Annotated in this window: 22 protein-coding genes; 8 read left to right on the forward strand and 14 right to left on the reverse strand. The window is 70.1% G+C overall.

Going from position 1 to position 22,636, the window contains the following annotated elements; translation table 11 throughout:
• Window positions 1-68: 68 nt before the first annotated feature.
• From IH50_RS0112650 to IH50_RS0112660, 3 genes are all read right to left on the reverse strand, one after another.
• Entirely contained in the window at window positions 69-497 is a 429-nt protein-coding gene (locus tag IH50_RS0112650) for a VOC family protein (RefSeq protein ID WP_030860526.1), read from the reverse strand.
• Between the two features lie 81 nt (window positions 498-578).
• Complete coding sequence (locus IH50_RS0112655) at window positions 579-1,397, reverse strand: SAM-dependent methyltransferase (protein WP_030860528.1); 819 nt, start codon at window positions 1,395-1,397, stop codon at window positions 579-581.
• 111 nt (window positions 1,398-1,508) lie between these two features.
• Window positions 1,509-2,129 (reverse strand): TetR/AcrR family transcriptional regulator, encoded by a 621-nt coding sequence (locus IH50_RS0112660; protein WP_030860530.1) that lies wholly within the window; start codon window positions 2,127-2,129, stop codon window positions 1,509-1,511.
• A gap of 235 nt (window positions 2,130-2,364) precedes the next feature.
• Here IH50_RS0112660 and IH50_RS0112665 point away from each other — a divergent pair, with 235 nt between their 5' ends.
• The 4 genes from IH50_RS0112665 (at window position 2,365) to IH50_RS0112680 (ending at window position 6,685) form a co-directional block, all read left to right on the forward strand.
• Window positions 2,365-3,342 carry a tetratricopeptide repeat protein gene (locus IH50_RS0112665; RefSeq protein ID WP_030860532.1) on the forward strand — a complete coding sequence of 326 codons (978 nt, stop codon included), beginning with the start codon at window positions 2,365-2,367 and terminating at the stop codon, window positions 3,340-3,342.
• Window positions 3,343-3,998: 656 nt separating this feature from the next.
• A complete protein-coding gene (locus IH50_RS0112670; protein WP_030860535.1) occupies window positions 3,999-4,643 on the forward strand; it encodes a DUF6230 family protein in 645 nt (214 codons plus the stop codon).
• A 187-nt stretch (window positions 4,644-4,830) separates the two neighbouring features.
• Window positions 4,831-5,406, forward strand: coding sequence for a DUF6114 domain-containing protein (locus IH50_RS0112675; RefSeq protein WP_030860538.1), 576 nt, complete (start codon window positions 4,831-4,833; stop codon window positions 5,404-5,406).
• Window positions 5,396-6,685 (forward strand): hypothetical protein, encoded by a 1,290-nt coding sequence (locus IH50_RS0112680; RefSeq protein WP_030860540.1) that lies wholly within the window; start codon window positions 5,396-5,398, stop codon window positions 6,683-6,685. Before IH50_RS0112675 ends, IH50_RS0112680 begins: the two co-directional genes overlap by 11 nt.
• Before the next feature lie 96 nt (window positions 6,686-6,781).
• Here IH50_RS0112680 and pyk read toward each other — a convergent pair whose 3' ends face one another.
• From pyk to pta, 3 genes are all read right to left on the reverse strand, one after another.
• Window positions 6,782-8,209 (reverse strand): pyruvate kinase, encoded by a 1,428-nt coding sequence (gene pyk, locus IH50_RS0112685; RefSeq protein WP_030860542.1) that lies wholly within the window; start codon window positions 8,207-8,209, stop codon window positions 6,782-6,784.
• 73 nt (window positions 8,210-8,282) lie between these two features.
• Entirely contained in the window at window positions 8,283-9,494 is a 1,212-nt protein-coding gene (locus tag IH50_RS0112690) for an acetate kinase (protein ID WP_030860544.1), read from the reverse strand.
• A complete protein-coding gene (pta, locus tag IH50_RS0112695) occupies window positions 9,491-11,593 on the reverse strand; it encodes a phosphate acetyltransferase (protein ID WP_030860546.1) in 2,103 nt (700 codons plus the stop codon). The genes IH50_RS0112690 and pta overlap by 4 nt, the downstream gene beginning before the upstream one ends.
• A 202-nt stretch (window positions 11,594-11,795) precedes the next feature.
• Here pta and IH50_RS0112700 point away from each other — a divergent pair, with 202 nt between their 5' ends.
• Window positions 11,796-12,821: an ATP-dependent 6-phosphofructokinase gene (locus IH50_RS0112700; RefSeq protein ID WP_030860548.1), complete on the forward strand. Its 1,026-nt coding sequence runs from the start codon at window positions 11,796-11,798 to the stop codon at window positions 12,819-12,821.
• 250 nt (window positions 12,822-13,071) lie between these two features.
• Here the strand turns inward: IH50_RS0112700 and IH50_RS41600 are convergent, their stop codons facing one another.
• Genes IH50_RS41600 through IH50_RS0112720 form a run of 3 tightly spaced genes read right to left on the reverse strand, consistent with a single transcriptional unit; the run spans window position 13,072 to window position 14,924 of the window.
• A complete protein-coding gene (locus IH50_RS41600; RefSeq protein WP_158801197.1) occupies window positions 13,072-13,242 on the reverse strand; it encodes a hypothetical protein in 171 nt (56 codons plus the stop codon).
• Window positions 13,239-13,916: a DsbA family oxidoreductase gene (locus tag IH50_RS0112715; protein WP_051767271.1), complete on the reverse strand. Its 678-nt coding sequence runs from the start codon at window positions 13,914-13,916 to the stop codon at window positions 13,239-13,241. Before IH50_RS0112715 ends, IH50_RS41600 begins: the two co-directional genes overlap by 4 nt.
• A 45-nt stretch (window positions 13,917-13,961) precedes the next feature.
• Complete coding sequence (locus IH50_RS0112720; protein ID WP_030860552.1) at window positions 13,962-14,924, reverse strand: zinc-dependent alcohol dehydrogenase family protein; 963 nt, start codon at window positions 14,922-14,924, stop codon at window positions 13,962-13,964.
• A 73-nt stretch (window positions 14,925-14,997) separates the two neighbouring features.
• On the opposite strand from IH50_RS0112720, the gene IH50_RS0112725 reads away from it, so the two are divergent.
• Window positions 14,998-15,630 (forward strand): TetR/AcrR family transcriptional regulator, encoded by a 633-nt coding sequence (locus IH50_RS0112725; RefSeq protein WP_030860556.1) that lies wholly within the window; start codon window positions 14,998-15,000, stop codon window positions 15,628-15,630.
• Between the two features lie 95 nt (window positions 15,631-15,725).
• Here the strand turns inward: IH50_RS0112725 and IH50_RS0112730 are convergent, their stop codons facing one another.
• From IH50_RS0112730 to IH50_RS37625, 3 genes are all read right to left on the reverse strand, one after another.
• Window positions 15,726-16,667: a hypothetical protein gene (locus IH50_RS0112730; RefSeq protein ID WP_030860558.1), complete on the reverse strand. Its 942-nt coding sequence runs from the start codon at window positions 16,665-16,667 to the stop codon at window positions 15,726-15,728.
• A 208-nt stretch (window positions 16,668-16,875) separates the two neighbouring features.
• Window positions 16,876-17,067, reverse strand: coding sequence for a hypothetical protein (locus tag IH50_RS0112735; RefSeq protein WP_030860560.1), 192 nt, complete (start codon window positions 17,065-17,067; stop codon window positions 16,876-16,878).
• A gap of 5 nt (window positions 17,068-17,072) precedes the next feature.
• Complete coding sequence (locus IH50_RS37625) at window positions 17,073-17,852, reverse strand: helix-turn-helix domain-containing protein (protein ID WP_420709051.1); 780 nt, start codon at window positions 17,850-17,852, stop codon at window positions 17,073-17,075.
• Window positions 17,853-18,578: 726 nt separating this feature from the next.
• On the opposite strand from IH50_RS37625, the gene IH50_RS0112745 reads away from it, so the two are divergent.
• Window positions 18,579-18,851, forward strand: a complete 273-nt coding sequence (locus IH50_RS0112745) for a hypothetical protein (protein WP_051767272.1) — start codon at window positions 18,579-18,581, stop codon at window positions 18,849-18,851.
• Window positions 18,852-19,078: 227 nt separating this feature from the next.
• On the opposite strand, the gene IH50_RS0112750 is transcribed toward IH50_RS0112745, so the two are convergent.
• The gene (locus IH50_RS0112750; RefSeq protein WP_234328140.1) at window positions 19,079-21,022 is read right to left on the reverse strand and encodes a tetratricopeptide repeat protein; all 1,944 of its coding nucleotides are present in this window, start codon (window positions 21,020-21,022) and stop codon (window positions 19,079-19,081) included.
• A 142-nt stretch (window positions 21,023-21,164) separates the two neighbouring features.
• Window positions 21,165-22,028, reverse strand: a complete 864-nt coding sequence (locus IH50_RS0112755; RefSeq protein WP_030860568.1) for a 5'-methylthioadenosine/S-adenosylhomocysteine nucleosidase — start codon at window positions 22,026-22,028, stop codon at window positions 21,165-21,167.
• Between the two features lie 27 nt (window positions 22,029-22,055).
• Between IH50_RS0112755 and IH50_RS0112760 the strand changes: the two genes are divergently transcribed.
• A complete protein-coding gene (locus tag IH50_RS0112760) occupies window positions 22,056-22,595 on the forward strand; it encodes a hypothetical protein (RefSeq protein ID WP_030860571.1) in 540 nt (179 codons plus the stop codon).
• Window positions 22,596-22,636 lie beyond the last annotated feature (41 nt).

Here is a 22,636-nt window from a genome sequence, read left to right on the forward strand (position 1 = left end):
CGGGCACAGCCCGCCGGCCTGGGCACCGCGGCAGGGGAGAGGGATCCCCACCCCGCCCCGGGAGACGCTCAGTCGAGACAGAACTCGTTGCCCTCGATGTCCAGCATCGGGATGCACGCATCGTTGCCGTCGTACAGCGTTTGCACGTGTACCGCGCCGAGCGGGACCAGCCGTGCGCATTCGGCCTCGAGTGCGGCGAGGCGCTCCTCACCCACGAGACCGGTGGCAACCCGCACGTCGAGATGCACCCGGTTCTTGACGACCTTGCCCTCGGGTACGCGCTGGAAGTACAGGCGCGGGCCCACCCCTGTGGGGTCGACGCAGGCGAACCATGAATCCCGCTGCTCGGGGGGCCGGGACCGCTGGTAGTCGTCCCACGTGGCGAACCCCTCCGGCGGAGGCGGTACGACGTACCCCAGCACCTCGCACCAGAAACGGGCGAGGCGCTCGGGCTCCGCGCAGTCGAAGGTGACTTGGAACTTCCTGACCGATGTCATCGGGGCACCGTAACAAGGGTTTTCGTTGCTCGTCTCCCGCTGGGCCCGCTTGCCAGGAGGGGGCATCTCCGCGCGGTCGCGTCACGGCTTGCGGGCCACCGCCCCGTACAGCGAGATCACCGCGTGCTCGTCGGTGGTCTCGCCGACCGCGAGTTCGGGATGCCAGTCGGTCAGCTGGACCAGGCCCGGCTCCACCGGCTCCAGACCCTCGAAGAAGCGGGCGATCTCCGCACGGCCGCGCGGCGCGAGCGTGACGCCGCCCGCCCTGTACATCTCGACCCCGCGGCCGACCGCCTCGGGATCGAAGTCCGCGGTGAGCTGCGACAGCACCAGGTAACTGCCGGAGGGCAGCGCCCCGACGAGCCGCGCCACCAGCCCGTACGGGTCGTCCTCGTCGCCGAGGAAGTGCGTCAGCGCGACGAGGGACAGCGCCACCGGACGGTCGAAGTCCAGCTTCTCGCAGGCCTGTTCCAGGATGCGGCCGGGCTCGCGCACATCGGCCTGGACGTAGTCGGTGACGCCCTCGGGGGTGCTGCGCAGCAGCGCCTCGGCGTGCTTCAGCACGATCGGGTCGTTGTCCGTGTAGACGACGCGGGATTCGGGCGCGATGCCCTGGGCCACCTGGTGCAGATTGGGCTCGGTGGGGATGCCGGTGCCGATGTCCAGGTACTGGCGGATTCCCGCCTCACCGGCCAGCCACCGGGTGACCCGTTGCATGAACCAGCGGTTGGTGCGGGCGATGTGCCGGGCCGTGCCGTCGACGCCCATGATCCGCCGGCCCAGTTCCTCGTCGACCGGGTAGTTGTCCTTGCCGCCGAGGAACCAGTCGTAGACCCGGGCCGGGTGCGGCCTGGAGGTGTCGATCCGTACGGCGGCGGATTCGGTCCCTGTCCCGGTCATGTGCGCCTCCCTGGCTGCTCGGCGTCCCGCACGTCCCGGTGCGGGGCGATCATCGATCCTCGCAGCGCGCCGGGGGCGGTGACAGGCGACTACCGGCCGACCGTGGCCGGTTCAGGGCCCCGGTGCGGCGAGGCCCGACAGCAGGAGCCGGGTGAAGCCGTGCACCCATTCCTCGTCGGCCGGTTCCGCGCTCACCAAGGTGCGGTGCACCACCGCGCCGGCCACCATGTCGAAGATCAGGTCGACCGTGCGGGCCGCCTCCCGCGCGTCGGGCTCGGGCGGCAGCTCGCCCCGCGCCTGTGCCCGCGCCCGGCCGGCGAGGACGAGACGCTTCTGCCGGTCCACGATCGAGGCGCGGATGCGTTCGCGCAGGGCGTCGTCCCTCGTCGACTCCGCGACCACCGCCATCAGGCCGTTCCGGGCCTCCGGGCGGGCCAGGATCGCGGCGAACTGGAGCACCACGCCCTCGATGTCGGCGGCGAGCGAGCCGCGGTCGGGCAGGGTCAGCTCGTCGAAGAGCTCTGCGACGGCGTCCACGACCAGTTCGTTCTTGCCCGCCCAGCGCCGGTAGAGGGTCGTCTTGGCGACCCCGGCGCGGACCGCCACGTCCCCCAAGGTGAGCTTGGACCAGCCCAGTTCGACCAGAGCCGCACGGGTCGCGGCCAGGATCGCGGCGTCCGCGGCGGCACTGCGCGGGCGCCCGGTGCGACTGGCTGGAGTGCGGCTCTGCATGGCACGACCATAACGGCGGATTCCGTGCGTCCGTGCGTGAGGGAGATCACCGGGGCGCCCTGTTCAGCGAGCCCCGGACGGTATTACGCTACGACCCGTAGCGAAAGCACGCGCGACCGGCGTGCCCGAGCGACGACCACCGGCGTGGGGTGGGGACCCGGCGCCAACAGCACACGTACGCCTGGCTTTCCCGGGCGTTTTCACACACACGCGGAGTACGGGGGAGGATAGACGCATGCAGCCACGGAACATGTCCATGAGCGGAGTCGTCGACCTCGCCGCGGTGAAGGCGGCCCAAGAGGCCAAGGCGAAGGCGGAGCAAGCGCGCGCGGAAGCGGCCCGGCAGGGCGGCGGGGGCGCGATCTCCCCGGCCGATCTCGTCATCGACGTCGACGAGGCAGGCTTCGAGCGCGACGTCCTGCAGCGGTCCACCGAGGTCCCGGTCGTCATCGACTTCTGGGCCGAGTGGTGCGAGCCCTGCAAGCAGCTGAGCCCGCTGCTGGAGCGGCTCACCGTCGAGTACAACGGGCGCATCCTCCTCGCCAAGATCGACGTCGACGCCAACCAGATGCTGATGCAGCAGTTCGGGATCCAGGGGATCCCGGCGGTCTTCGCGGTGGTGGCCGGACAGGCGCTGCCGCTCTTCCAGGGGGCCGCGGGCGAGGCGCAGATCCGCCAGACCCTGGACCAGCTGGTGCAGGTCGGCGAGCAGCGCTTCGGCCTGACCGGCCTCGACGTCGACCCCGACGCCGAGCCGGGCGGCGGCGCGCAGGCGGCCCCGGCCGAGGCCGTCGGTCCGTACGACGCCCTGCTGGAGGCCGCCGTTCAGGCTCTGGACAGCGGTGACCTCGCCGGTGCCGTCCAGGCGTACAAGAACGTGCTCGCCGACGACCCGACCAACCCCGAGGCCACCCTGGGGCTCGCCCAGGCCGAACTGCTCCAGCGGGTGCGGGGCCTGGACCCGCAGCAGGTGCGCAAGGACGCCGCCGAGAAGCCGGGGGACGCCGGGGCGCAGATCGCCGCCGCCGACCTGGACCTGGTGGGCGGTCATGTCGAGGACGCCTTCGGCCGGCTCATCGACACCGTGGCGCGCACCGCGGGCGACGACCGCAACGCCGTACGGGTGCGGCTGCTGGAGCTGTTCGAGGTGGTCGGTGCCGACGACCCGCGCGTGGTCGCCGCGCGCCGGGCGCTGGCGCGGGCCCTGTTCTGAGTCACCCGGGCGCCATTGCCCGATTCCGTCCGGTTTGCCGGGGGTTCGGGTGTGTGGGGTTCGAGTTGCCGAACGGATCACGGATGCCGGTGCGGCCGCGCTTTACCAAAACTTGGTAATCGCGGCCGCTGTTACTGCGAGTAAGTCACTGGCGTGAATCTGTCGGAGTCTGTCCATCAATCAACGGTTTTGTACGGCACGTGCGGTGAACCCAGCGTCGCCGCGCGGCGCCGTCGGGTCGTGGCGGGGTTACCCGGCCGTTACCAGTGAGTAACGAAGCCCCTTGTGCCGACGGCGAGAATGGACCACGATCGGCGACGCTCGGTCCATTGCCCGTATCCCGACAGCCGGTCGGGCCGCGGGAGCTCCTGGGTCCCCACCGAGCAGAACCGGCGGCAGTGACGCCGGTTCTCGGACAGGGGGGTCTTCGCCCACCCGGCGAAGCCTGTCCAGCAGGGTTGTGCGTGATGCGTGTCAGGCGCGACCAGTGGTTGTCGCTCGGGGGTGATCGCCGGTGATCGGGCGCGTCGTACGCGCCGCCGAGCTCGGGCGCTCTCCTTCCCGAGGACGTAGCACTTCTCCCATCCCTGCCCGGCCGGGCCGCCGTTCACGGCGACGGGCCGGAGCAGGAGATGTACGTCCGAGAAGGAGGAAATATGGAGTCCCAAGTGCGTGGCGGGACCAGATGGAAGCGGTTCGCTGTGGTCATGGTGCCCAGCGTGCTCGCGACGGCGGCGGTGGGTGTCGGCCTGGCGCAGGGCGCGCTCGCGGCGTCGTTCAGCGTGTCCGGCCAGCAGTTCAAGGTGACGGCCGGTCACCTGCACGGTGAGGGTTTCGCCCAGTACGGCGGTATCGACACCGTCTACACGTCGACCGATGGTGAAAAGCAGACGCAGGTTCCGGTCGCCATCTCGTCGTTCACCGACGCGACGATCACCAAGATGTGCCAGTCGGTGGCGACGAAGATCCCGGTCATCAACAAGACGATCTACCTTCGTCTTGACGCGGGCAGGGACAAGGACAAGCCGGTCACGGCCAAGAACCTCTACATCGACGTCGCCCAGCTCGACGCCGATGCGACGTTCAACAACATCGACATCGGTGTTGCGGTCAAGAACAAGAGCCGCGGCCCTGCCGTCAAGGAGGGCGAGAGCGTGCTGCCGGGCGGCTTCGCCCAGCAGGCCGAGTCGGCCGACCTCTACGGCGTCGAGCAGACGGCGTGGGCGACCACAGCCGGCACGTTCACGCTGAACGGCCTGTCGATGCGTCTCGGCACGGACGCCAAGATGGAGTGCTACTAGACGGCTTCCGTCACCGGGGTGTCCCGGGGCGGCTGAGCTGCCCCGAGGGGCGGAGAGGCCATTGCTTCTCCGCCCCGCCGCCCGGCCGGTCCGCGTGCCGGACCACCCCACAGACCCACACTTCCGGCTTCTCCACGCCTACGGCCGAGCCGGTACGTACTTCCACCGGACCCAGGGAGCTTTTTCCATGAGTGCCGAGACTCCGGTCCAGAGCGCCGGTACCTTCACCCGGCTGCGACTGCGGTTCCGCGACTGGCGAGGCACCCGGCCGTTCTGGGCCGGCCTGTTCACGCTGCTGGGCGGCATCCCCATCGCGTACTTCCCCTACGCCACGCTCAAGCTGGGCCACATGTCGCTCGCCATGGCGACGACGGCCGGCGCCGGGTCGCTGATCATCGGCGTGCTGCTGTTCACGCTGGGCCTGACCATGTGGTTCCAGTCGGCCACCCGGGTCTTCGCCGGTGTCGCCGCGATCCTGCTGGCCCTGGTGTCCCTGGTGGTCTCCAACATAGGCGGCTTCCTGATCGGCTTCCTGCTCGCGCTGATCGGCGGGGCGCTCGCCCTCTCCTGGGCGCCGGGCGAGCCGCCGGTCGAGGCGGCGGGGGAGCACGACGGCGCCGACGCGCCCACGGGTGAGGCGGCACCGGACGCCACGCCCCAGGACCCCGCCGCAGCACCGCAGTTCCCGGCCGTCTCCTTCGAGAAGGGGGAAGACGGTGAGGCGGACGGCGTCCGGGCCGCAGGGGGGCACCGTGTCGGCTGACGAGGTGCGCGGACCGCGGCACGCGGCCCCGAAGAAGCCGCTGTTCACCAGGTTCCACGTGCCGAGCGGCAAGGTGATCGCCCTGGCGGCGATGCCCACGGCGGTCCTCATGGGGATGGGGTTCACGCCGACGCTGGCCCTCGCCGACAACAACGACGGGACGCCGACGGCGAACAGCCTGACCGTCGACGAGTACCAGGCCTGCCTGGAGATCGTCGAGAACGCCGGGAAGGACGACGCCTCCGCGTCGCCCACGCCGTCCGCGTCGGCGAGCGGGAGCGCGTCCGCGGACGAGGAGCCCTCGGCGGAGACCTCCGGTGAGCAGAAGGCGCCCGAGGCGGACAAGGGCACGGACAAGGACACGTCCTCTTCGTCGGATTCAGGTTCCGACGACAAGGACGAGCCGGCGCCCGCCCCCTCGGCCTCCGCCCCCACCGCAGAGGACACGGCCGAGCCCGCGCCGGAGCCCTCCAAGACCGACCGCAACCTCCTCGAGGGCCTCGGAGACGCCCTCAAGGACGTCCTCACCCCGAAGAAGAAGGAGGCCGAGGCGAGCCCCACCCCGTCCGCCTCCGCCACGCAGGACGCGGCGAAGAGCGCGGCGAAGGACGCGACCGAAACCGCCGAGGAGACCACCGAGAAGGTCACCGAAGCGGCGAAGGACACCGCCGAGGACACCACCGACAAGGCGACGAAGGCCGCCGAGGACACCAAGGAGACGGCCGAGGAGGCCACCGAGCCCCCCGAGGCCACCGCCTCCGCCTCCCCCACCCCCTCCGCGTCGGCCACGGTCGACCCCGAGGACTGCCCGGTGGCCACCGACGCCGAGGGCGGCGTCGACAACGAGCTCCTGCTGCCCGACGACCCCTGGACCCTCAACGCCAGCTCGCTGCTGCTGAAGGGCGCCTCGTACGAGGGCATCGTCGAGGTGCGGACGGCGAGCGGCGGCACCAAGAGGGTGCTGAAGTACGTCATCTCCGACGGCACCGACATCGGAGACCTGCACCAGACGGTCAAGGACAAGCGGTCCGGCGCGACCCACCACGTGCAGGCGGCCAAGGGGTCGACGTCCACCATCCGCGACGGCGACACCGTGATGTACACCGAGAGCATCTCCGGCAACCTGCTCGGACTGATCCCGATCACGTTCGACCCGGAGCACCCGCCGCCGCTCGACATCCCGCTGATCTACTTCACCAAGGTGACGGTGAAGCAGGCCGGCCAGTTCGGCGGCACCCTGCACGTCCCCGGGCTCCAGCAGTACATCACCACCGGCTGAACGCCACCAAGACCCCCCCGGGAGCCGCAAAATACCGAGGGCGTCCCCTGTGAGACCACAGGGGACGCCCTCGGTGCCGTACCGGACCCTTTACGGTCAGCCGGTCGCCTCGCCCAGGTGGTGGACGCGGACCATGTTGGTGGTGCCGGGGACGCCGGGGGGCGAACCGGCCGTAATGATCACGATGTCGCCCTCGCTGAAGCGGTTCAGCTTGAGCAGCTCCTGCTCCACCAGCTCGACCATCTCGTCGGTGCTGTTCACGAACGGCGCGACGTACGGCTCCACGCCCCAGCTCAGCGCGAGCTGGTTGCGGGTCGACTCGTCCGTGGTGAACGCCAGGATCGGCTGGGCGGCGCGGTAGCGGCACAGCCGCCGGGCCGTGTCACCGGACTGGGTGAAGGCCACCAGGCCCTTGCCGCCGAGGAAGTCGGCGATCTCGCAGGCCGCGCGGGCCACCGAACCGCCCTGGGTGCGCGGCTTCTTGCCCGGCACCAGCGGCTGCAGGCCCTTGGAGAGCAGCTCCTGCTCGGCCGCCTGGACGATCTTCGACATCGTCCGCACGGTCTCGATCGGGTACGCGCCCACACTCGACTCGGCCGACAGCATGACCGCGTCGGCGCCGTCCAGGATCGCGTTGGCCACGTCGGAGGCCTCGGCGCGGGTCGGCCGGGAGTTGGTGATCATCGACTCCATCATCTGGGTCGCCACGATCACCGGCTTGGCGTTGCGCCGGCAGAGCTCGATCAGGCGCTTCTGCACCATGGGGACCTTCTCGAGCGGGTACTCGACGGCGAGGTCGCCGCGCGCGACCATGACGGCGTCGAAGGCCGCCACGACGTCCTCCATGTTCTCCACCGCCTGCGGCTTCTCCACCTTGGCGATGACGGGGACCCGGCGGCCCTCCTCGTCCATCACGCGGTGGACGTCGGCGACGTCCTTGGCGTCCCGGACGAAGGAGAGCGCGACCAGGTCGCAGCCCATCCGCAGGGCGAAGCGCAGGTCCTCGACGTCCTTCTCGGACAGCGCGGGCACGTTCACCGCCGTGCCGGGCAGGTTGATGCCCTTGTGGTCGGAGATGACACCGCCCTCGATGACGATCGACTTCACGCGGGGGCCGTCGACCTCGGTGACCTTCAGCTCGACGTTGCCGTCGTTGATCAGGATCTGGTCGCCCTTGGCCACGTCACCGGGCAGGCCCTTGTAGGTCGTTCCGCAGATCGTCTTGTCGCCCGGGACGTCCTCGGTGGTGATGGTGAACTCGTCACCGCGCACCAGCTCGACGGGACCCTCGGCGAAGGTCTCCAGGCGGATCTTCGGGCCCTGGAGGTCGGCGAGGACGCCGATGGCCCTGCCCGTCTCCTTGGCGGCGGCACGGACCCGGTCGTACCGGCCCTGGTGCTCGGCGTGCGAGCCGTGGCTGAAGTTGAAGCGGGCCACGTTCATGCCGGCTTCGATCAGAGCGACGAGCTGCTCGTGGGAGTCGACCGCGGGGCCGAGAGTACAGACGATTTTCGAACGGCGCATGGGGCGATCCTATCGGTTTGTTTCGCAGCGGAATATTCCGTCTGACGGAAAGTACATATGAGGAAGTCCCTGCTCAGTTGTTCTTTCCGACCAGTGCGTATGTCTGCTGAGCGATCTCCATTTCCTCGTCCGTCGGTACCACCGCGACCGCGACCCGCGCGCCCTCGGGCGAGATCAGCCGCGGCCCGCCGCCGCGTACGGCGTTGCGTCCGCCGTCCACCGCCAGGCCCAGCCCCTCCAGGCCCGCCACGGCCGCCTCCCGCACCGGGGCGGCGTTCTCGCCGACCCCGGCGGTGAAGACCACCGCGTCCACCCGTCCGAGAACGGCGTAATAGGCACCGATGTACTTCTTCAGACGGTGAATGTAGATGTCGAACGCCAGCTTCGCCTGTTCGTCGCCCTCGTCGATCCGGCGCCGGATCTCCCTCATGTCGTTGTCACCGCAGAGTCCGACCAGACCGCTCTTCTTGTTGAGGAGAGTGTCGATCTCGTCGGCGGACATTCCGCCAACACGCATCAAATGGAAGATGACGGCCGGGTCCATGTCTCCGGACCGCGTACCCATCACGAGCCCCTCCAAGGGCGTCAGCCCCATGGAGGTGTCCACGCAGCGTCCGCCCCGTACGGCCGAGGCGGACGCCCCGTTGCCCAGGTGCAGCACGATGACGTTCACCTCCTGGGGCGTCTTCCCCAGCAGCTTCGCGGTCTCCCGGGAGACGTACGCGTGCGAGGTGCCGTGGAAGCCGTAGCGGCGGACGCGGTGCGCGTCGGCGGTCTCGACGTCGATCGCGTAGCGGGCCGCCGACTCCGGCATCGTGGTGTGGAAGGCGGTGTCGAAGACGGCGACCTGCGGCAGGTCCGGGCGCAGCGCCATGGCGGTGCGGATGCCGGTCAGGTTGGCCGGGTTGTGCAGCGGCGCCACCGGGATCAGCCGCTCGATCTCGGCCAGCACCGGGGCGTCGATCACCGTCGGCTCGGTGAAGCGCTTCCCGCCGTGCACCACCCGGTGGCCGATCGCGGCCAGCTCGGGGGAGTCGAGGCCGAGGCCGTCGGCGGCCAGCTCCTCGGCCATCGCCTTCAGCGCCGCGTCGTGGCCGGAGACCGGGCCGGTCCGCTCCCGGGTCCCGCCGCCCGCCGCGAGCGGGGTGTGCCGGACGAGGGAGGTCCGCTCACCGATCCGCTCGACCAGACCGGAGGCCAGCCGGCTGCTGTCGCGCATGTCCAGCAGCTGGTACTTCACCGACGAGGAGCCGGAGTTGAGGACGAGGACGCGGGTGCGGCTCACTGGACGGTCGCCTTCTCGGTCGGGGACGGGGCGGGGGACTGGGCCTGGATCGCCGTGATGGCGACGGTGTTGACGATGTCCTGCACCAGGGCGCCCCGGGACAGGTCGTTGACCGGCTTGCGCAGCCCCTGGAGCACCGGCCCGACGGCGATGGCGCCGGCCGAGCGCTGCACGGCCTTGTAGGTGTTGTTGCCGGTGTTCAGGTCGGGGAAGACCAGCACCGTCGCCTGACCGGCCACCTCCGAGCCGGGCAGCTTGGTCGCCGCGACCGACGGCTCCACGGCCGCGTCGTACTGGATCGGCCCCTCGATCCGCAGGTCGGGCCGGCGCGAGCGCACCAGCTCGGTGGCGGCGCGTACCTTGTCGACGTCGGCGCCGGAACCGGACGTACCGGTCGAGTACGACAGCATCGCGATCCGCGGCTCCACCCCGAAGCGTGCCGCCGTGACCGCCGACTGCACCGCGATGTCGGCGAGCTGCTCGGCGTCCGGGTCCGGGTTGACCGCGCAGTCGCCGTAGACCAGCACCTTGTCGGCCAGGCACATGAAGAAGACGGACGACACGATGTCCGCGTCCGGCTTGGTCTTGATGATCTCGAAGGCCGGCCGGATCGTCGCCGCCGTGGAGTGCACCGAGCCCGACACCATGCCGTCGGCGAGGCCCTCCTGCACCATCAGCGTGCCGAAGTAGTTCACGTCGGAGACGACGTCGTAGGCCAGCTCCACGGTGACGCCCCGGTGGGCGCGCAGGGCGGCGTACTGCTCGGCGAACGCGTCCCGCAGCTCGGAGGTGGCCGGGTCGATCAGCTGGGTGTCGCCCAGGTCGATGCCCAGGTCGGCGGCCTTCTTGCGGATCTGGTCGACGTCACCGAGCAGGGTCAGCTCGCACACGCCCCGGCGCAGCAGCACCTCGGCCGCGTGCAGCACCCGCTCCTCGGTGCCCTCGGGGAGCACGACCCGGCGCAGGTCGGAGCGGGCCTGCTCCAGCAGCTTGTGCTCGAACATCATCGGGGTGACGCGGTCGCTGCTGGGCGCGGAGACCTGGCGGGTGAGCTCGGCGGTGTCGGCGTACCGCTCGAACAGGCCGAGGGCCCGCTCCGCCTTGCGCGGGGTGGCCGCGTTCAGCTTGCCCTCCAGGGAGAAGAGCTGCTCGGCGGTGGGGAAGCTGTTGCTCGGCACCGACAGCACCGGCGTGCCGGGGGCGAGCCGGTCGGCGAGGGTGAGGATGTGCTCGGCCGGGACCTCGTCCAGGGTGAGCAGCACCCCGGCGATCGGCGGGGTGCCGGCGCTGTGCGCGGCCAGCGAGCCGACGACCAGGTCGGCGCGGTCGCCCGGCGTGACGACCAGACAGCCCGGCGTCAGGGCGGCGAGGAGGTTCGGCAGCATCGCACCGCCGAACACGAAGTCCAGGGCGTCGCGGGCCAGCCCGGAGTCGTCGCCGAGCACCACCTTCGCGCCGAGGGTGTGCGCGATCTGGGAGACGGTCGGGGCGGACAGCGCCGGCTCGTCCGGCAGCACGTAGCAGGGCACCGGCAGCCGGCCGGCGAGCCGCTCGGCGAGGTCGTCCCGGTCCTCGCGGGCGACCCGGTTGACCACCATGGCGAGCACGTCGCAGCCGAGGCCGTCGTAGGCGCGGTAGGCGTTGGTGGTCTCGGCGCGCACCGACTCGGCGGTCTGCTTGCGGCCGCCGACGACCGGGATCACCGAGGCGCCGAACTCGTTGGCGAGCCGGGCGTTCAGGCTGAGCTCGTCCGGGAACTGGGTGTCGGCGTAGTCGGTGCCGAGGACGAGGACGACGTCGTAGTCGCGGGCGACCCGGTGGAACCGGTCGACGAGGGTCGACACCAGCTCGTCCGTGCCCTGCTCGGCCTGGAGGGCGGACGCCTGGTGGTAGTCCAGGCCGTAGACGGTCGCCGGGTCCTGGGTGAGCCGGTACCGGGCGCGCAGCAGTTCGAAGAGGCGGTCGGGCCCGTCGTGCACCAGGGGACGGAAGACGCCCACCCGGTCGACCTGCCTGGTCAGGAGCTCCATGACCCCGAGTTCGACGACCTGGCGGCCGTCGCCGCGGTCGATACCGGTCACGTACACGCTGCGGGTCACGCGCGCTCTCCGTTTCGTCGAGGCCGCAAGGGTCTTCGGCGGGGCCGCAAAAAATCGCCCACTCAGGTGAGCGGACCCCTCTTGACAATACCTCCGGCGCTGGCTAGGACGCCCACCTGTAGGGCGTCGGCGGGGCCCCGGGGGACGTGAAAGAATCGGGACTGACTCACCGGTATCGACAGCGACCAGGAGACTCGGCACGATGCGCATAGGAGTACTCACCGCAGGCGGCGACTGCCCTGGACTGAACGCAGTGATCCGGTCGGTCGTGCACCGGGCGGTCGACAACTACGGCGACGAGGTCATCGGCTTCGAGGACGGCTACTCCGGCCTGCTCGACGGCCGCTACCGCACGCTCGACCTCGACGCGGTCAGCGGCATCCTGGCCCGCGGCGGCACCATACTGGGCTCGTCCCGGCTGGAGCGCGACCGGCTCCGCGAGGCCTGCGAGAACGCCTCCGACATGATCCGTGACTTCGGCATCGACGCGCTGATCCCGATCGGCGGCGAGGGCACGCTCACCGCGGCGCACATGCTGTCGGACGCGGGCCTGCCGGTGGTCGGCGTCCCGAAGACGATCGACAACGACATCTCCTCCACCGACCGCACCTTCGGCTTCGACACGGCGGTCGGCGTCGCGACGGAGGCGATGGACCGCCTCAAGACCACCGCCGAGTCCCACCAGCGCGTGATGGTCGTCGAGGTCATGGGCCGGCACGCGGGCTGGATCGCCCTGGAGTCCGGCATGGCCGCCGGCGCCCACGGCATCTGCCTGCCCGAGCGCCCCTTCGACCCGGCCCAGCTGGTCAAGATGGTGGAGGAACGCTTCGCCCGCGGCAAGAAGTTCGCGGTGATCTGCGTCGCCGAGGGCGCGCACCCGGCCGACGGCACCATGGACTACGGCAAGGGCGAGATCGACAAGTTCGGCCACGAGCGCTTCCAGGGCATCGGCACGGCCCTGGCGTACGAGCTGGAGCGCCGGCTCGGCAAGGAGTCCAAGCCGGTCATCCTCGGCCACGTCCAGCGCGGCGGCGTGCCGACGGCGTACGACCGCGTCCTCGCCACCCGCTTCGGCTGGCACGCGGTGGAGGCGGCGCACCGGGGCGACTTCGGCAAGATGACGTCCCTGCGGGGGACCGACATCGTGATGGTGCCGCTGGCGGAGGCGGTCACCGAACTGAAGACGGTCCCGAAGGACCGGATGGACGAGGCGGAGTCGGTCTTTTAGGCGGTACCGCCCGAGGGGGTGGTCCCGAGCCGTTGAGCGGTGGGGCCACCCGTGCTCACCGCGGTGCTCACTCACACCGTGATGACGCCGGTCGAGGGCTGTCCCGGCAGGTCCGGAGCGGCGGCACACGGCTTCGGTATGTGCGATCCGTCGGACGTCACGAGGCGGACGGGCGGCGTGCACAGCGCCGCGGTGGCCGCGGCGACGGCGTCCACGAGACATCCGCTGCCGGGCGGACGGCCAGGAGCGGTCAGACGGGCTCCCGGCCGTCCCGGCTCCCTTCGCCGTGCTCCGACGGGTCCGCCTCCCCGGCCGGTGGTGGCATCGCGGGCAGCGGTACGGCACAGACCCCTGTGTCGGGATCGCAGAAGGCGTCGGTGGGGACGTCGAGGATCGTGAAGGGCTGGGAGCCGGTGCTCATACGGTCTGCTCCTTGTCCTGTCGGGCCGCACGGAGGGCGTCACGGTAGGCGTCGGCGGTCGCGACGCCGGGGATGGCGAGCCGGTGGTCGAACACGGTGAAGGGGACGCCGGTGACGCCTGCCTGGAGAGCGGTGCGCCGGTCGGCGCGCACGGCGTCGGCGTAGGCGTCCGTCCTCGCCGTCGCCTCGGCCTCCTCGGCCGGAACACCGAGCCGGGTGGCGGTCTCCACCAGGTAGGCGGTGTCGTAGATGTCGACCGCCTCGGTGAACAGGTCGCGCTGCAGGCGGACGAAGAAGGCGTCGCCCTGACCGTGCGCCTGGGCCAGGCGCAGGAAGCGGTGCGCGTGGAAGCCGTTGGAGCTCGGACGGTGCAGCCGGTACTCCTGGCCCTGGTCGCCCGCGAGGCGGGCCATGCCCCGCTCGTGCCGCTCGGCCGCGGCCTGGTCACCGCCGTACTTGTGCAGCACGTACCCGAAGGAGTCGACGCGTGTGTCGTCGACGTCGGGCAGCAGCTCGAAGGAGTGACGCACCACGGTGATCCTCGCGGCTCCGCCCTCGGCCGCCACGGCTTTGTCCAGCCGTGGCTCGGCCAGGTAGCAGGCGGGACAGCAGAAGTCCATCCACACGTCGACGCGCAGGGTGGTGCCGGGGCCGGGGGGTGCTGGTGCGGACATGGGGCGTCCTTTCCGTTTCGGGTGGGTGAAGGCGGGCGGGAAGGGTCAGGGCGTGAGCACGATCCGGCCGAAGACCTCACCGGCGTCCATCCTCCGGTGCGCCACGACCGCCTGGTCCAGCGGGAGAACGTCGTGCGTCACCGTGACGAGTTCGCCCCGTGCCGCGGCCGCGAACTGGTCCTCGCGCACGGTCCGCAGATCCGTCGCGGGAACCGTGGCGGCGCTGAAGGTGGCGAACGACAGCGACCGCTGGAACTGCGCCATCAGCGTCATCCCGAAGTCCGCGGGCGGTGGCCCCCCGACCGCGCCGACGGTCACCAGGCGCCCGTTCGGGCGGAGCCGGTCGAACAGTTCCGGCAGCCCGTCGCCGCCCACGACGTCGAGGATGACGTCGTAGCCCTCCGGGGCGTCGGGGCCGCCGCGCCCGGAACGGTCCAGCACATGCGTCGCACCCAGCCGGCGCAGGCGTTCTCCGCGTTCGGCCGACGAGGTGGTCACGGCCACCGCGGAGGCGCCCGTACGGGCCGCCAACTGCACGGCGAGGACACCGATGCTGCCCGCCGCCCCGCGTACCAGGACCGCCTCGCCGGGCGTGAAACGGGCGTGCTCCAGGGCGAAGTGGGCCACCGCCCCGGAGCTTCCGAGGGTGACCGCGTCGGCCGGCTCCAGGCCCTGGGGCAGGGACAGCACCTGGTCGAGCGGCACGCACGCCTGCTCGACGTAGCCGCCTCCCATACCGGTGAAGGCCCACACCCGCCGGCCGGTCCAGGACGCGTCGACGCCCTTGCCCACGGCCGTGATCGTGCCCGCTACCTCGCTGCCCGGGACGAACCCCGGTTCGAAGCCGTAGGCGGCCAGGTCCCCCCTGCGGATCACCACATCCGCGCCGGCGACCCCCACCGCCTCGACGTCGATCAGTACCTCCCCCTCGGCCGGGGAGGGAGTCGGCAGGTCGACGACGGTCAGCCCTTCCGGGGCGCCGTACGCGCGGATCTTCACGGCCTTCACAGTGTTCTCCTCCAGGTGGGTTCCGTTCCGGACGCTAACGGACGCCCCCGTCCGTTTCTTTTAAAGTGAGAGCATGCCCCGGAAAGTGACTCACGCCCTGAGGTCCGACGCCCGCGACAACCGCGACCGGCTCCTCGACGCCGCCAGGGCGCTGTTCTCGGTGGAGGGCCTCACCGTCCCGATGCGGGAGGTCGCGAGCCGCGCCGACGTCGGACCGGCCACGCTGTACCGGCACTTCCCAACGAAGGAGGCACTGGTCACCGCCGCCTTCGAGGACCAGTTGCGGGCATGCCGGGACATCATCGACGAGGCCTGCGCGGATCCCGACCCCTGGCGCGGGCTGTGCCAGGTCATCGAGCGCATCTGCGTACTGCACGCACAGGACCGGGGCTTCACCGAGGCGTTTCTGTCGGCCTACCCCCGGGCCTTCACGGCGGCCGTCGGCCACGGCCACATGCTCAAGGCGATCGCCGACCTGGCCGGCCGCGCGAAGCGCACGGGACGGCTGCGCCCCGACTTCGTACCGGACGACCTCATCCTCATGCTCCTGGCCAACAAGGGCCTGCAGACGGCCTCCCCCACCGCCCGCCCAGCCGCATCCCGCCGCTTCGCGGCCTACATCGTCCAGGCCATCACCCACGGCCCCCACAACACACCCCTACCTCCACCGGCCCGCCTCGCCACACCGGAGCCTGGCCCGGGCTGAGCACGGGGCAGGCCGGAGCTCGCGGGCGGCGACGAGCGGCGGGATGTTCGAGGGTGTCCAGGTCGTTCGTCGCACAAAGGTCTTGGGCGGGTCGGCTACGAGTTCGATGACACCAGCCGCGTATGGACGAGCGCTCGCAGCATCGCGGCGCCCGCCCCCACCGCTGCGAGGTGCAGGACCGCCGCGAGCGCGAGGTTCTCCGGCAGGGTCGCATCGGCCGGTTGCGCGACCGCCAGGTACAGGGTGAACGGAAGCTTCCAGCCGCTCCAGGCGAACAACGAGCCCGAGCCGAGCCAGCCGAACACCATCGGGCCCCATCGGGGGACTCGTGCGGGCCGGCCTCGGACGGCAGCCCAGGTGGCGGCGGACGCCACGAACGCCCAGAGCCCGAAGACGCCGGACAGTACACGCCAAGCGAGGTCCCGCTCGCCGGGGTGGGCGACCCCTGCGGTGCCGCCCACCGCCCAGTACAGCCAGATGAGACCGACTGCGGCGCCGACCACCGTCATCCACGGCAGCGCCCTCGGTGAACCCTCCCCACGGTCGCCGAGCCGACCCGCGAACGCGTCCGGCCAGCGCCGCCGCAAGTACGCGGGCAGCGCGACGGCCAGACCCAGCCCCATCCCTACAAACCCGATCTGAACCAGCGCGGCCTCCCAGACCGGCATCGACGGGTCGGCGTCACCCCCGCTCTTCGGATTGCCATCCTCTGAGCTCAGCAGCGAACTGAGAACGGCGTACGGCAGCACCGGGACGAGGAACCCCGTCCCCACCCAAGCGCAGAAGGCCAACGGCGCCCCCGGTATGCGCATCCCCCACGGCCGCACCAGCGCGAGCGCCACCGCGATCCCGATCCCTGCCATACCGATCGTGGCGCTGTTGAGCACCACCCACTCCGCCTTGCCGAATCCGGTCCCGACCGGCAGCAGCCCCAAGAGCGAACCGACCACCCACGACACCTTGATCAGCAGGTAGGGCGTCAGCGCCAGCGCTGCCCCGTACGCCGCGACCCGCCCGGCCCGATCCCATCGATTCACTTGAACTCCCCATTCAAGCAACGGAGCTCAAGTCTCATTCACCACTGTCCCCACGGGCGTCAACCGCCGGGCGCATCCATGTCATCACTCAGGAGGAGTGAGAATCAGCCGACGGGAGCACACAAAACTGCTGGGGCGCGACGAGCCGCCGATTCAAGCCCTCGGCCAGCCAGATGCAGCGCTCGATCGCACCCTTGAAATTGATCATCTAGAGAAGGTGGTCGGCCTTGCCGGACTTGATGTCGCGGATGAGGGTCTGAAGGGCTTCGCGGGTGTCGGTGAGGTAGTGGTCCTCCTGGCCGGCGACGGCGATGTAGGCGTTGCCTTGGAGGTCGGTGCCTATGCGGAAGCAGTTGTTGCCCTCGGCGCAGAAGGGGGCTTCCCAGGTGATGTCGGGCATGGCGGCTAGGCTCGAGGGCCTGTCTGCACCCCCTTTGACCACAACTCTTCGGCATGTTCGGCGAACCGGGCGAACATGCCGGCACCGCCGAGCTTCCGCAGGTGCAGCAGGGGGGAGTCGTGTCCGACCAGTCGGGCCAGATGGGGCGTGACAAGCGCCTCGTCGTCGAAGCGGAAGACCGACAGTGAGACGTGACTGGCCGCGTCGCTCGCCGTGGAGAAACGCGCTTCCAGGCCCTCGTGCGCACCGAGTTTGTCCAGGTGTTCGAGCGTGATTCGGATACGCGTGGAGACAGTGAGAGCCACGTCTTCGATCTGCTCGCGGTTGCGCGTCGTCTCGCCGTCGGGGTCGCCCAGCAGGAAACGCACACGGCACCCGCTGTCGAGCTTCCGGCGCAGGGTCGACACGAACGCGGGCTGGTCGATCCAGAGGAAATAGTTGGTGTACCCCGCGAAGAGGATGTCCGTCGTGGACTTCTCGACGAGTTCGGCCCAGACCGTCGAGGGGCAGGAGGAACGGTAGGGGTAGGAGTGGATGATTTCGCGGTCCCCGCCGGACTTGATCCGGTCCTTCACCGCTTTCGGCCACAGCATCTCTTCGTCAACTCCCAACGCCTCGCAGGCGTCTTCCCGATTCCTGGCATGCGGGATCAGTTCGGCGTCCGCCACCCACCGTTCCACGGTCTTACCGGAAACGCCTACCCGTACCGCTAATTGTCTGGGCGACAGATTGGCCGACTGCATAGCCGATCTCAGTGCGCTGTTCAAGACTCCCCCCGAAGACATTTGGGCGTTTTCCTACGTTACTGCTGAAACGCCTCAGGTGTCACCAGAACTGCACCGAAAGCTCCTTGAGGGCACGTCAGCATGACCAGACGCAAGGACCCCGGCGACCGCGCGAACGGCCCCGGGGCATGGCCAACGCTTACGAGGAGCGTCGACGACCCATGCTTATCACGCAGTTGCTCGACTGGCTGAGAGCGATCCTGTTCGGACCGCGTACTTCCGGCAGGCACAGCCGACGCGCAGTGGCCTCCGTGGCGCCCCGAAGGGCGCAATTCCCTCTCTCCCCATGTGTGTTGGGTGCTCGGCTGGTCACCGTGCATCGGCTCCACATGAAAGGGCGCCCGACGCCACCGCAGACGCGGGCGCAGTCGCTTCGTGACGGGGAGGCGGAGGAAGCCTGGACGTCGGCGGGCGTACTTGTCCGGTCCTACGTGGCACATCTGGGCGTTTCAGCCAGGACCGGCCGCACGGACGCTCAGGCATGGGCGGGACCCTGGGTGAATTCCTGGGGTGATGCCCGGTGACGATGACGATCGAGGTCTATCGGATCAACCCGCGAACAGGCGTCCGTACTCAGGTCCGGCCGTTGCGGACCGTCAAACCTGCCGATGTACCGGAACTCTTCGACAGGTTCCCGCCTTGCGCCTGCCCGCGTTGCCGGGCGAGGACGGATGCGAGGCTGCGCGCCCGGGTGGCGGAAGTGAACAGGCGGAGTCGGGGGGAACTGTGACGCGCTCGATCATCAAAGCGGTTGAATGGGCGTTGGGTCCGGAAACCGGTGAGGGTGCCCCGCAGTCCATCTATTCCGCCCTGTGCATGGAGTGCGGGGCAGAGGCGCCGGCGTCGGACGATTCCCCTGAGCCTGTGGAGGTCTGGGCGCTGAAACACACGGGCCTGAATCCGGCCCATCGGCAGTACAAGGCCATGGTCGAGACCTATTGGCGGGTGACCCCGGAGGAGGGCAACCCCTACCGGGAGCTTGACGCCCAAGGTTCCTGAGCTCGCCCCTGTGCCAAACCGGATGGCTGCCGTTTCCCGGGTGCTGTGAGGCACAAGGGCAGCAACGTGTGACCCCCGTCCCGCTTCCCCCGGCGGGACGGGTAACGCCCCCGGCTGCGGGAACCTTTTCCGCGGTCGGGGGCCGCTTCCCTGTATGCGGTGTGTGACGCGCTCTTCAGTGTGGCTGAGTACATCCGGAGGCATGCAGGGACGGGGCGGAGTGGGAGCTATTCCGATTGTTCGGCGGCCCAGGCGCGGGCTTGGGTGGCTTCGGTGGGGGCGTTGGCGCGGGTGTAGGCGTCGGCGGCCTGGAGGTAGGCGGCGCGGGCATCGACGGGGCGGTGGATGGTCTTGTAAGCGTGGGCCAGGTTGCGAAGGGTCTGCCCCTCGCCGTACCAGTCCTCGAACTCCCTGAAAATCTCCAGACCCTTGCCGTAAGCCTCGATCGTCTCCTCTACCCGGCCCGCAGCTCGCAGAGCGTTACCGAGGTTGTGCCAGGCCCGACCCTCGCCGTGGCGGTCTCCGGCGGCTTGCAACCGGTTGCGGGCCCAGGCGTGGGCGTCGATCGCCTCCCTGGTCCGGCCCGCCTCCTGCAGGGCGTTGCCGAGGTTGTTCCACGCCATACCCTCGCGGTGGCGGTCTCCGACAGCCTGGTACAGGTCCCGGGCCCAGGCGTGGGCGTCGATCGCCTCCTCCGCCCGGCCCGCAGCTCGCAGGGCGTTGCCGAGGTTGCCCCACGCTATAGCCTCGTCGTGGAGTTCTCCGGCGGCTTGGTACTGGTAGCGGGCCTGACTGTGGGCGTCGATCGCCTCCTCCGCCCGACCCGCCACCAGCAAGGCGTTGCCGAGGCTGTTCCACGCGTTGGCCTCGCTCAGTTGATCCCCGGAAAGCAATGCTGCATCGAGTGCAGCTTTCGCAACGGCGATCAGGTCATCGAAGTACCGCCGCCAGTCCAGGTACTCCCCCAGGCACTCGGCCAGCCGCATTGCCGTGCCCGCGAACCGCTCCTCCCGCCCCCACCCCACTGCCGCGACCAGAATCGCCCGCTCCGCGTCCAGCCACGCCAATGCTTCCCTCCGGTCCCCGAACCGGTCCGGCACCGGCTTTCCCGGCAGCCACCGCAACCGGTCATCGGCCGCAGCCGCCCACCGCACGTAGAACTCCAGCACCCGCTCCCGCGCAGCCTCCCCCTCCTCCCACAACCCAGCATCTGCCGCCACCACACCCGCCCCGAACACCCGCACCAAGTCATGCAACCGCCACCGCATGGCGGAAGCCGTCCCGTTGCCGCCACCCACTGGCTTGACGATCCCCCTGGCAGCCAGATCCTCCAGCAGTGACAACACGGAACTGATGTCGAGGTCGGTAAGAGCGGCGATCGCCTGCGTGCCGACCTCCGCGCCTGGAGCGAGGCAGAGCAGGCGCAGCAGCCGGGCCCGGTCGGGCGGCAGCCGGCGATAGGAGGTCTCCAGGACAGGGCGCAGGACAAGTGAGCGTCCATACAGGTCGGTTCCGGGACTGCCGTGGTCGAGGACGGTGGTCGCGTCCCCGGTCTCCCGGATCTCGGCCACCAGAGAAGCGATGTCCCTATGGCGACGCCGACGCAACATCCCCGCTGCGATTTGGAGGGCCAGGGGTAAATGACCGCAGAGGTCGGCCAGTTCGCGCAGCGCTTCGGGTTCACGCGCCGGGCGGTCGTCCCGTTCGTCGGTGTCGTGTAAGGCACGGGTCAGAAGGGCGACGGAGTCGTCCGGGGCGAGTGTTTCCAGGTCGATCAGGCGTACTGGAAGGGCGTCGGGGCGGTCCCGGGAGGTGATGAGCACCCGGTGGTGGTCCGTGCCGGGCAGGAGAGGCAGGTACTGGGCGGGGTCCGAGGAGTTGTCCAGGATCAGCAGCATCCGGTCCCGTCGTTCGGCGAGGAGCGCGCGGTACGCGTCGTACTGGCGGTCCGCCGTCGGCGGCAGGTCCCCGTCCCGTACGCCGAGCGCGTCGAGCAGCGCCAGGACCGCCTGATCGGCCGTGACCGGGTCGTCGTCGTACCCGCGCAGGTCCACGAAGAGGGTTCCTCCTGGGAACCAGCCCTGCGCACGGGCCCGGTGCGCCGCCTCCACCGCCAGTGCGGTCTTGCCGATGCCTCCCATGCCCGTGACGGCGAAGATGAGGAGCGGCAGTGCGGCCGTGTCGTTCTTGTCGGGGGAGAGGTGCGGGAGCAGGCGGTCCAGGTCCTCCGATCGGCCGGTGAAGCCCGGCGGGCGGGGTGGGAGGGTGGCGCTCGCTCGTGGGACCGGGCCGTGGACGGTGCCCCTGTTGTCCCTACCGTCGCCCGTCGCTCTTGCCGGTGACCGGGCCGTAGAAGGTGCCGCCCCGGAAGTCGATGTGGTCTCCGCCGTACGTCGCTCCGCCGTCCCCGTGCCGATGGGGGCTCTCCTCGGAGTCGGAGGAACCCTCGCGGGGCCGGTGCTTGTGCAGCACCGCCACCGTCACCGCAGCGGCCTGCTCGGCGGCGCGCTTCTGTGAACCTGCGGCGTCGGCCTTGTGCTTCTTGGCGTCGGCCCGGTCGCTGATGCCCCGGATCACCAGGGCGTTCAACTGGCCGTTCAGATGGGCCGCCAGAAGTGTTCCGGAGCCCTCCATCTCGATCGCGCCCGCGTCGTTGTAGTTCCTGCGGATGAACCGGGCGATCTCGGACTTGGCGTCCGCCAGGACGACGTCGCCCGTGGCGATCGGCAGGAAGTGCGTTCGTACGTCGGGCATGTCCCGTACGGCGGAGCGGGCCGCCTGTTCCAGCGCGAGCGAGCCCGGCAGGGCTTTCGGCCGGACCAGGAAACCCTCCGGCGTCTGCTTGCCGCCGTGGATCTCGTACACCTGCGTGCCCACGACGACGTCACCGGTCTCGACGTCGTCCTTCAGGCTGCCGGCGACACCGACGAAGAACACGGCCTCGGGGCGCAGCCAGTTGATGAGCTGCGTGGTGAGAGCGGCGGCCCGCTCGGCGCCCATGCCCAGTTCGGCGAGAGCAACGTTCCAGGAAGTGCCGGGGAGTTGTCCCCTTTCGACTCGGGTCCCGTCACGATGTACGAGCTCTCGCCGCTCCTCGACATGCGCGCGAACAGCGGCATATTCGAGGGGGAGTGCGGTCAGGACCAGAACAGTGGGCCGGGTCTCCTGCATAGTCATAAGTTACAACTGGGGGAAGGGGATCGAGTGCCGGAACAGGACCTCACCGTCGGGCAGTTGCTGCTCGCCGAGTACCAGACCGTGAAGGACGAGCAGAAGGCGAGGATCGGGTTCCGGGACAACCTCCTCTACGTGACGCTGGCCGTCGTGGCCGCCGTCATCGCCGCCGCGGCCCAGGCGAAGCAGCCCTCGATGCTCCTGGCGCTGCCGCCGGTGTGCCTCGTCCTCGGCTGGACCTACCTCGTCAACGACGAGAAGATCTCGGCGATCGGCCGCTACGTCCGGGATGATCTGGGACCCAAACTGGCCACCCTCGCGGCGAACGGGAGCGGTTTCACGACGTTCGGGTGGGAGGCGTACCACCGGAGCGACACCCGGCGCCGGTCCCGCAAGAGGATCCAGACCGTGATCGACCTGACGGCGTTCTGCGCGGTACCGCTGGCCGCCCTGGTCGTGTTCTGGGTGAACGGCGACGGTGGCGGGCTGATGGTCACGCTGTCGGTGTTGGAGGCGCTCGCCGTGGCGGGGCTCGGCTCGCAGGTCGTGTGGTACGCGAGGGCTGCATGAAGTTCCTTTTCGCACACTATTTTTGACGTACGGTCACGAGT

The organism is Streptomyces sp. NRRL S-37 (assembly GCF_000721605.1).
In the GTDB taxonomy this organism is placed as follows: domain Bacteria; phylum Actinomycetota; class Actinomycetes; order Streptomycetales; family Streptomycetaceae; genus Streptomyces.

Bases quoted from the DNA above. Each gene is read 5' to 3' on its own strand.
- IH50_RS0112650 (WP_030860526.1), bottom strand. From the start codon at position 497: ATGACATCGGTCAGGAAGTTCCAAGTCACCTTCGACTGCGCGGAGCCC.
- IH50_RS0112655 (WP_030860528.1), bottom strand. From the start codon at position 1,397: ATGACCGGGACAGGGACCGAATCCGCCGCCGTACGGATCGACACCTCC.
- IH50_RS0112660 (WP_030860530.1), bottom strand. From the start codon at position 2,129: ATGCAGAGCCGCACTCCAGCCAGTCGCACCGGGCGCCCGCGCAGTGCC.
- IH50_RS0112665 (WP_030860532.1), top strand. From the start codon at position 2,365: ATGCAGCCACGGAACATGTCCATGAGCGGAGTCGTCGACCTCGCCGCG.
- IH50_RS0112670 (WP_030860535.1), top strand. From the start codon at position 3,999: ATGGAGTCCCAAGTGCGTGGCGGGACCAGATGGAAGCGGTTCGCTGTG.
- IH50_RS0112675 (WP_030860538.1), top strand. From the start codon at position 4,831: ATGAGTGCCGAGACTCCGGTCCAGAGCGCCGGTACCTTCACCCGGCTG.
- pyk (WP_030860542.1), bottom strand. From the start codon at position 8,209: ATGCGCCGTTCGAAAATCGTCTGTACTCTCGGCCCCGCGGTCGACTCC.
- IH50_RS0112700 (WP_030860548.1), top strand. From the start codon at position 11,796: ATGCGCATAGGAGTACTCACCGCAGGCGGCGACTGCCCTGGACTGAAC.
- IH50_RS41600 (WP_158801197.1), bottom strand. From the start codon at position 13,242: ATGAGCACCGGCTCCCAGCCCTTCACGATCCTCGACGTCCCCACCGAC.
- IH50_RS0112715 (WP_051767271.1), bottom strand. From the start codon at position 13,916: ATGTCCGCACCAGCACCCCCCGGCCCCGGCACCACCCTGCGCGTCGAC.
- IH50_RS0112725 (WP_030860556.1), top strand. From the start codon at position 14,998: ATGCCCCGGAAAGTGACTCACGCCCTGAGGTCCGACGCCCGCGACAAC.
- IH50_RS0112735 (WP_030860560.1), bottom strand. From the start codon at position 17,067: ATGCCCGACATCACCTGGGAAGCCCCCTTCTGCGCCGAGGGCAACAAC.
- IH50_RS37625 (WP_420709051.1), bottom strand. From the start codon at position 17,852: ATGTCTTCGGGGGGAGTCTTGAACAGCGCACTGAGATCGGCTATGCAG.
- IH50_RS0112755 (WP_030860568.1), bottom strand. From the start codon at position 22,028: ATGACTATGCAGGAGACCCGGCCCACTGTTCTGGTCCTGACCGCACTC.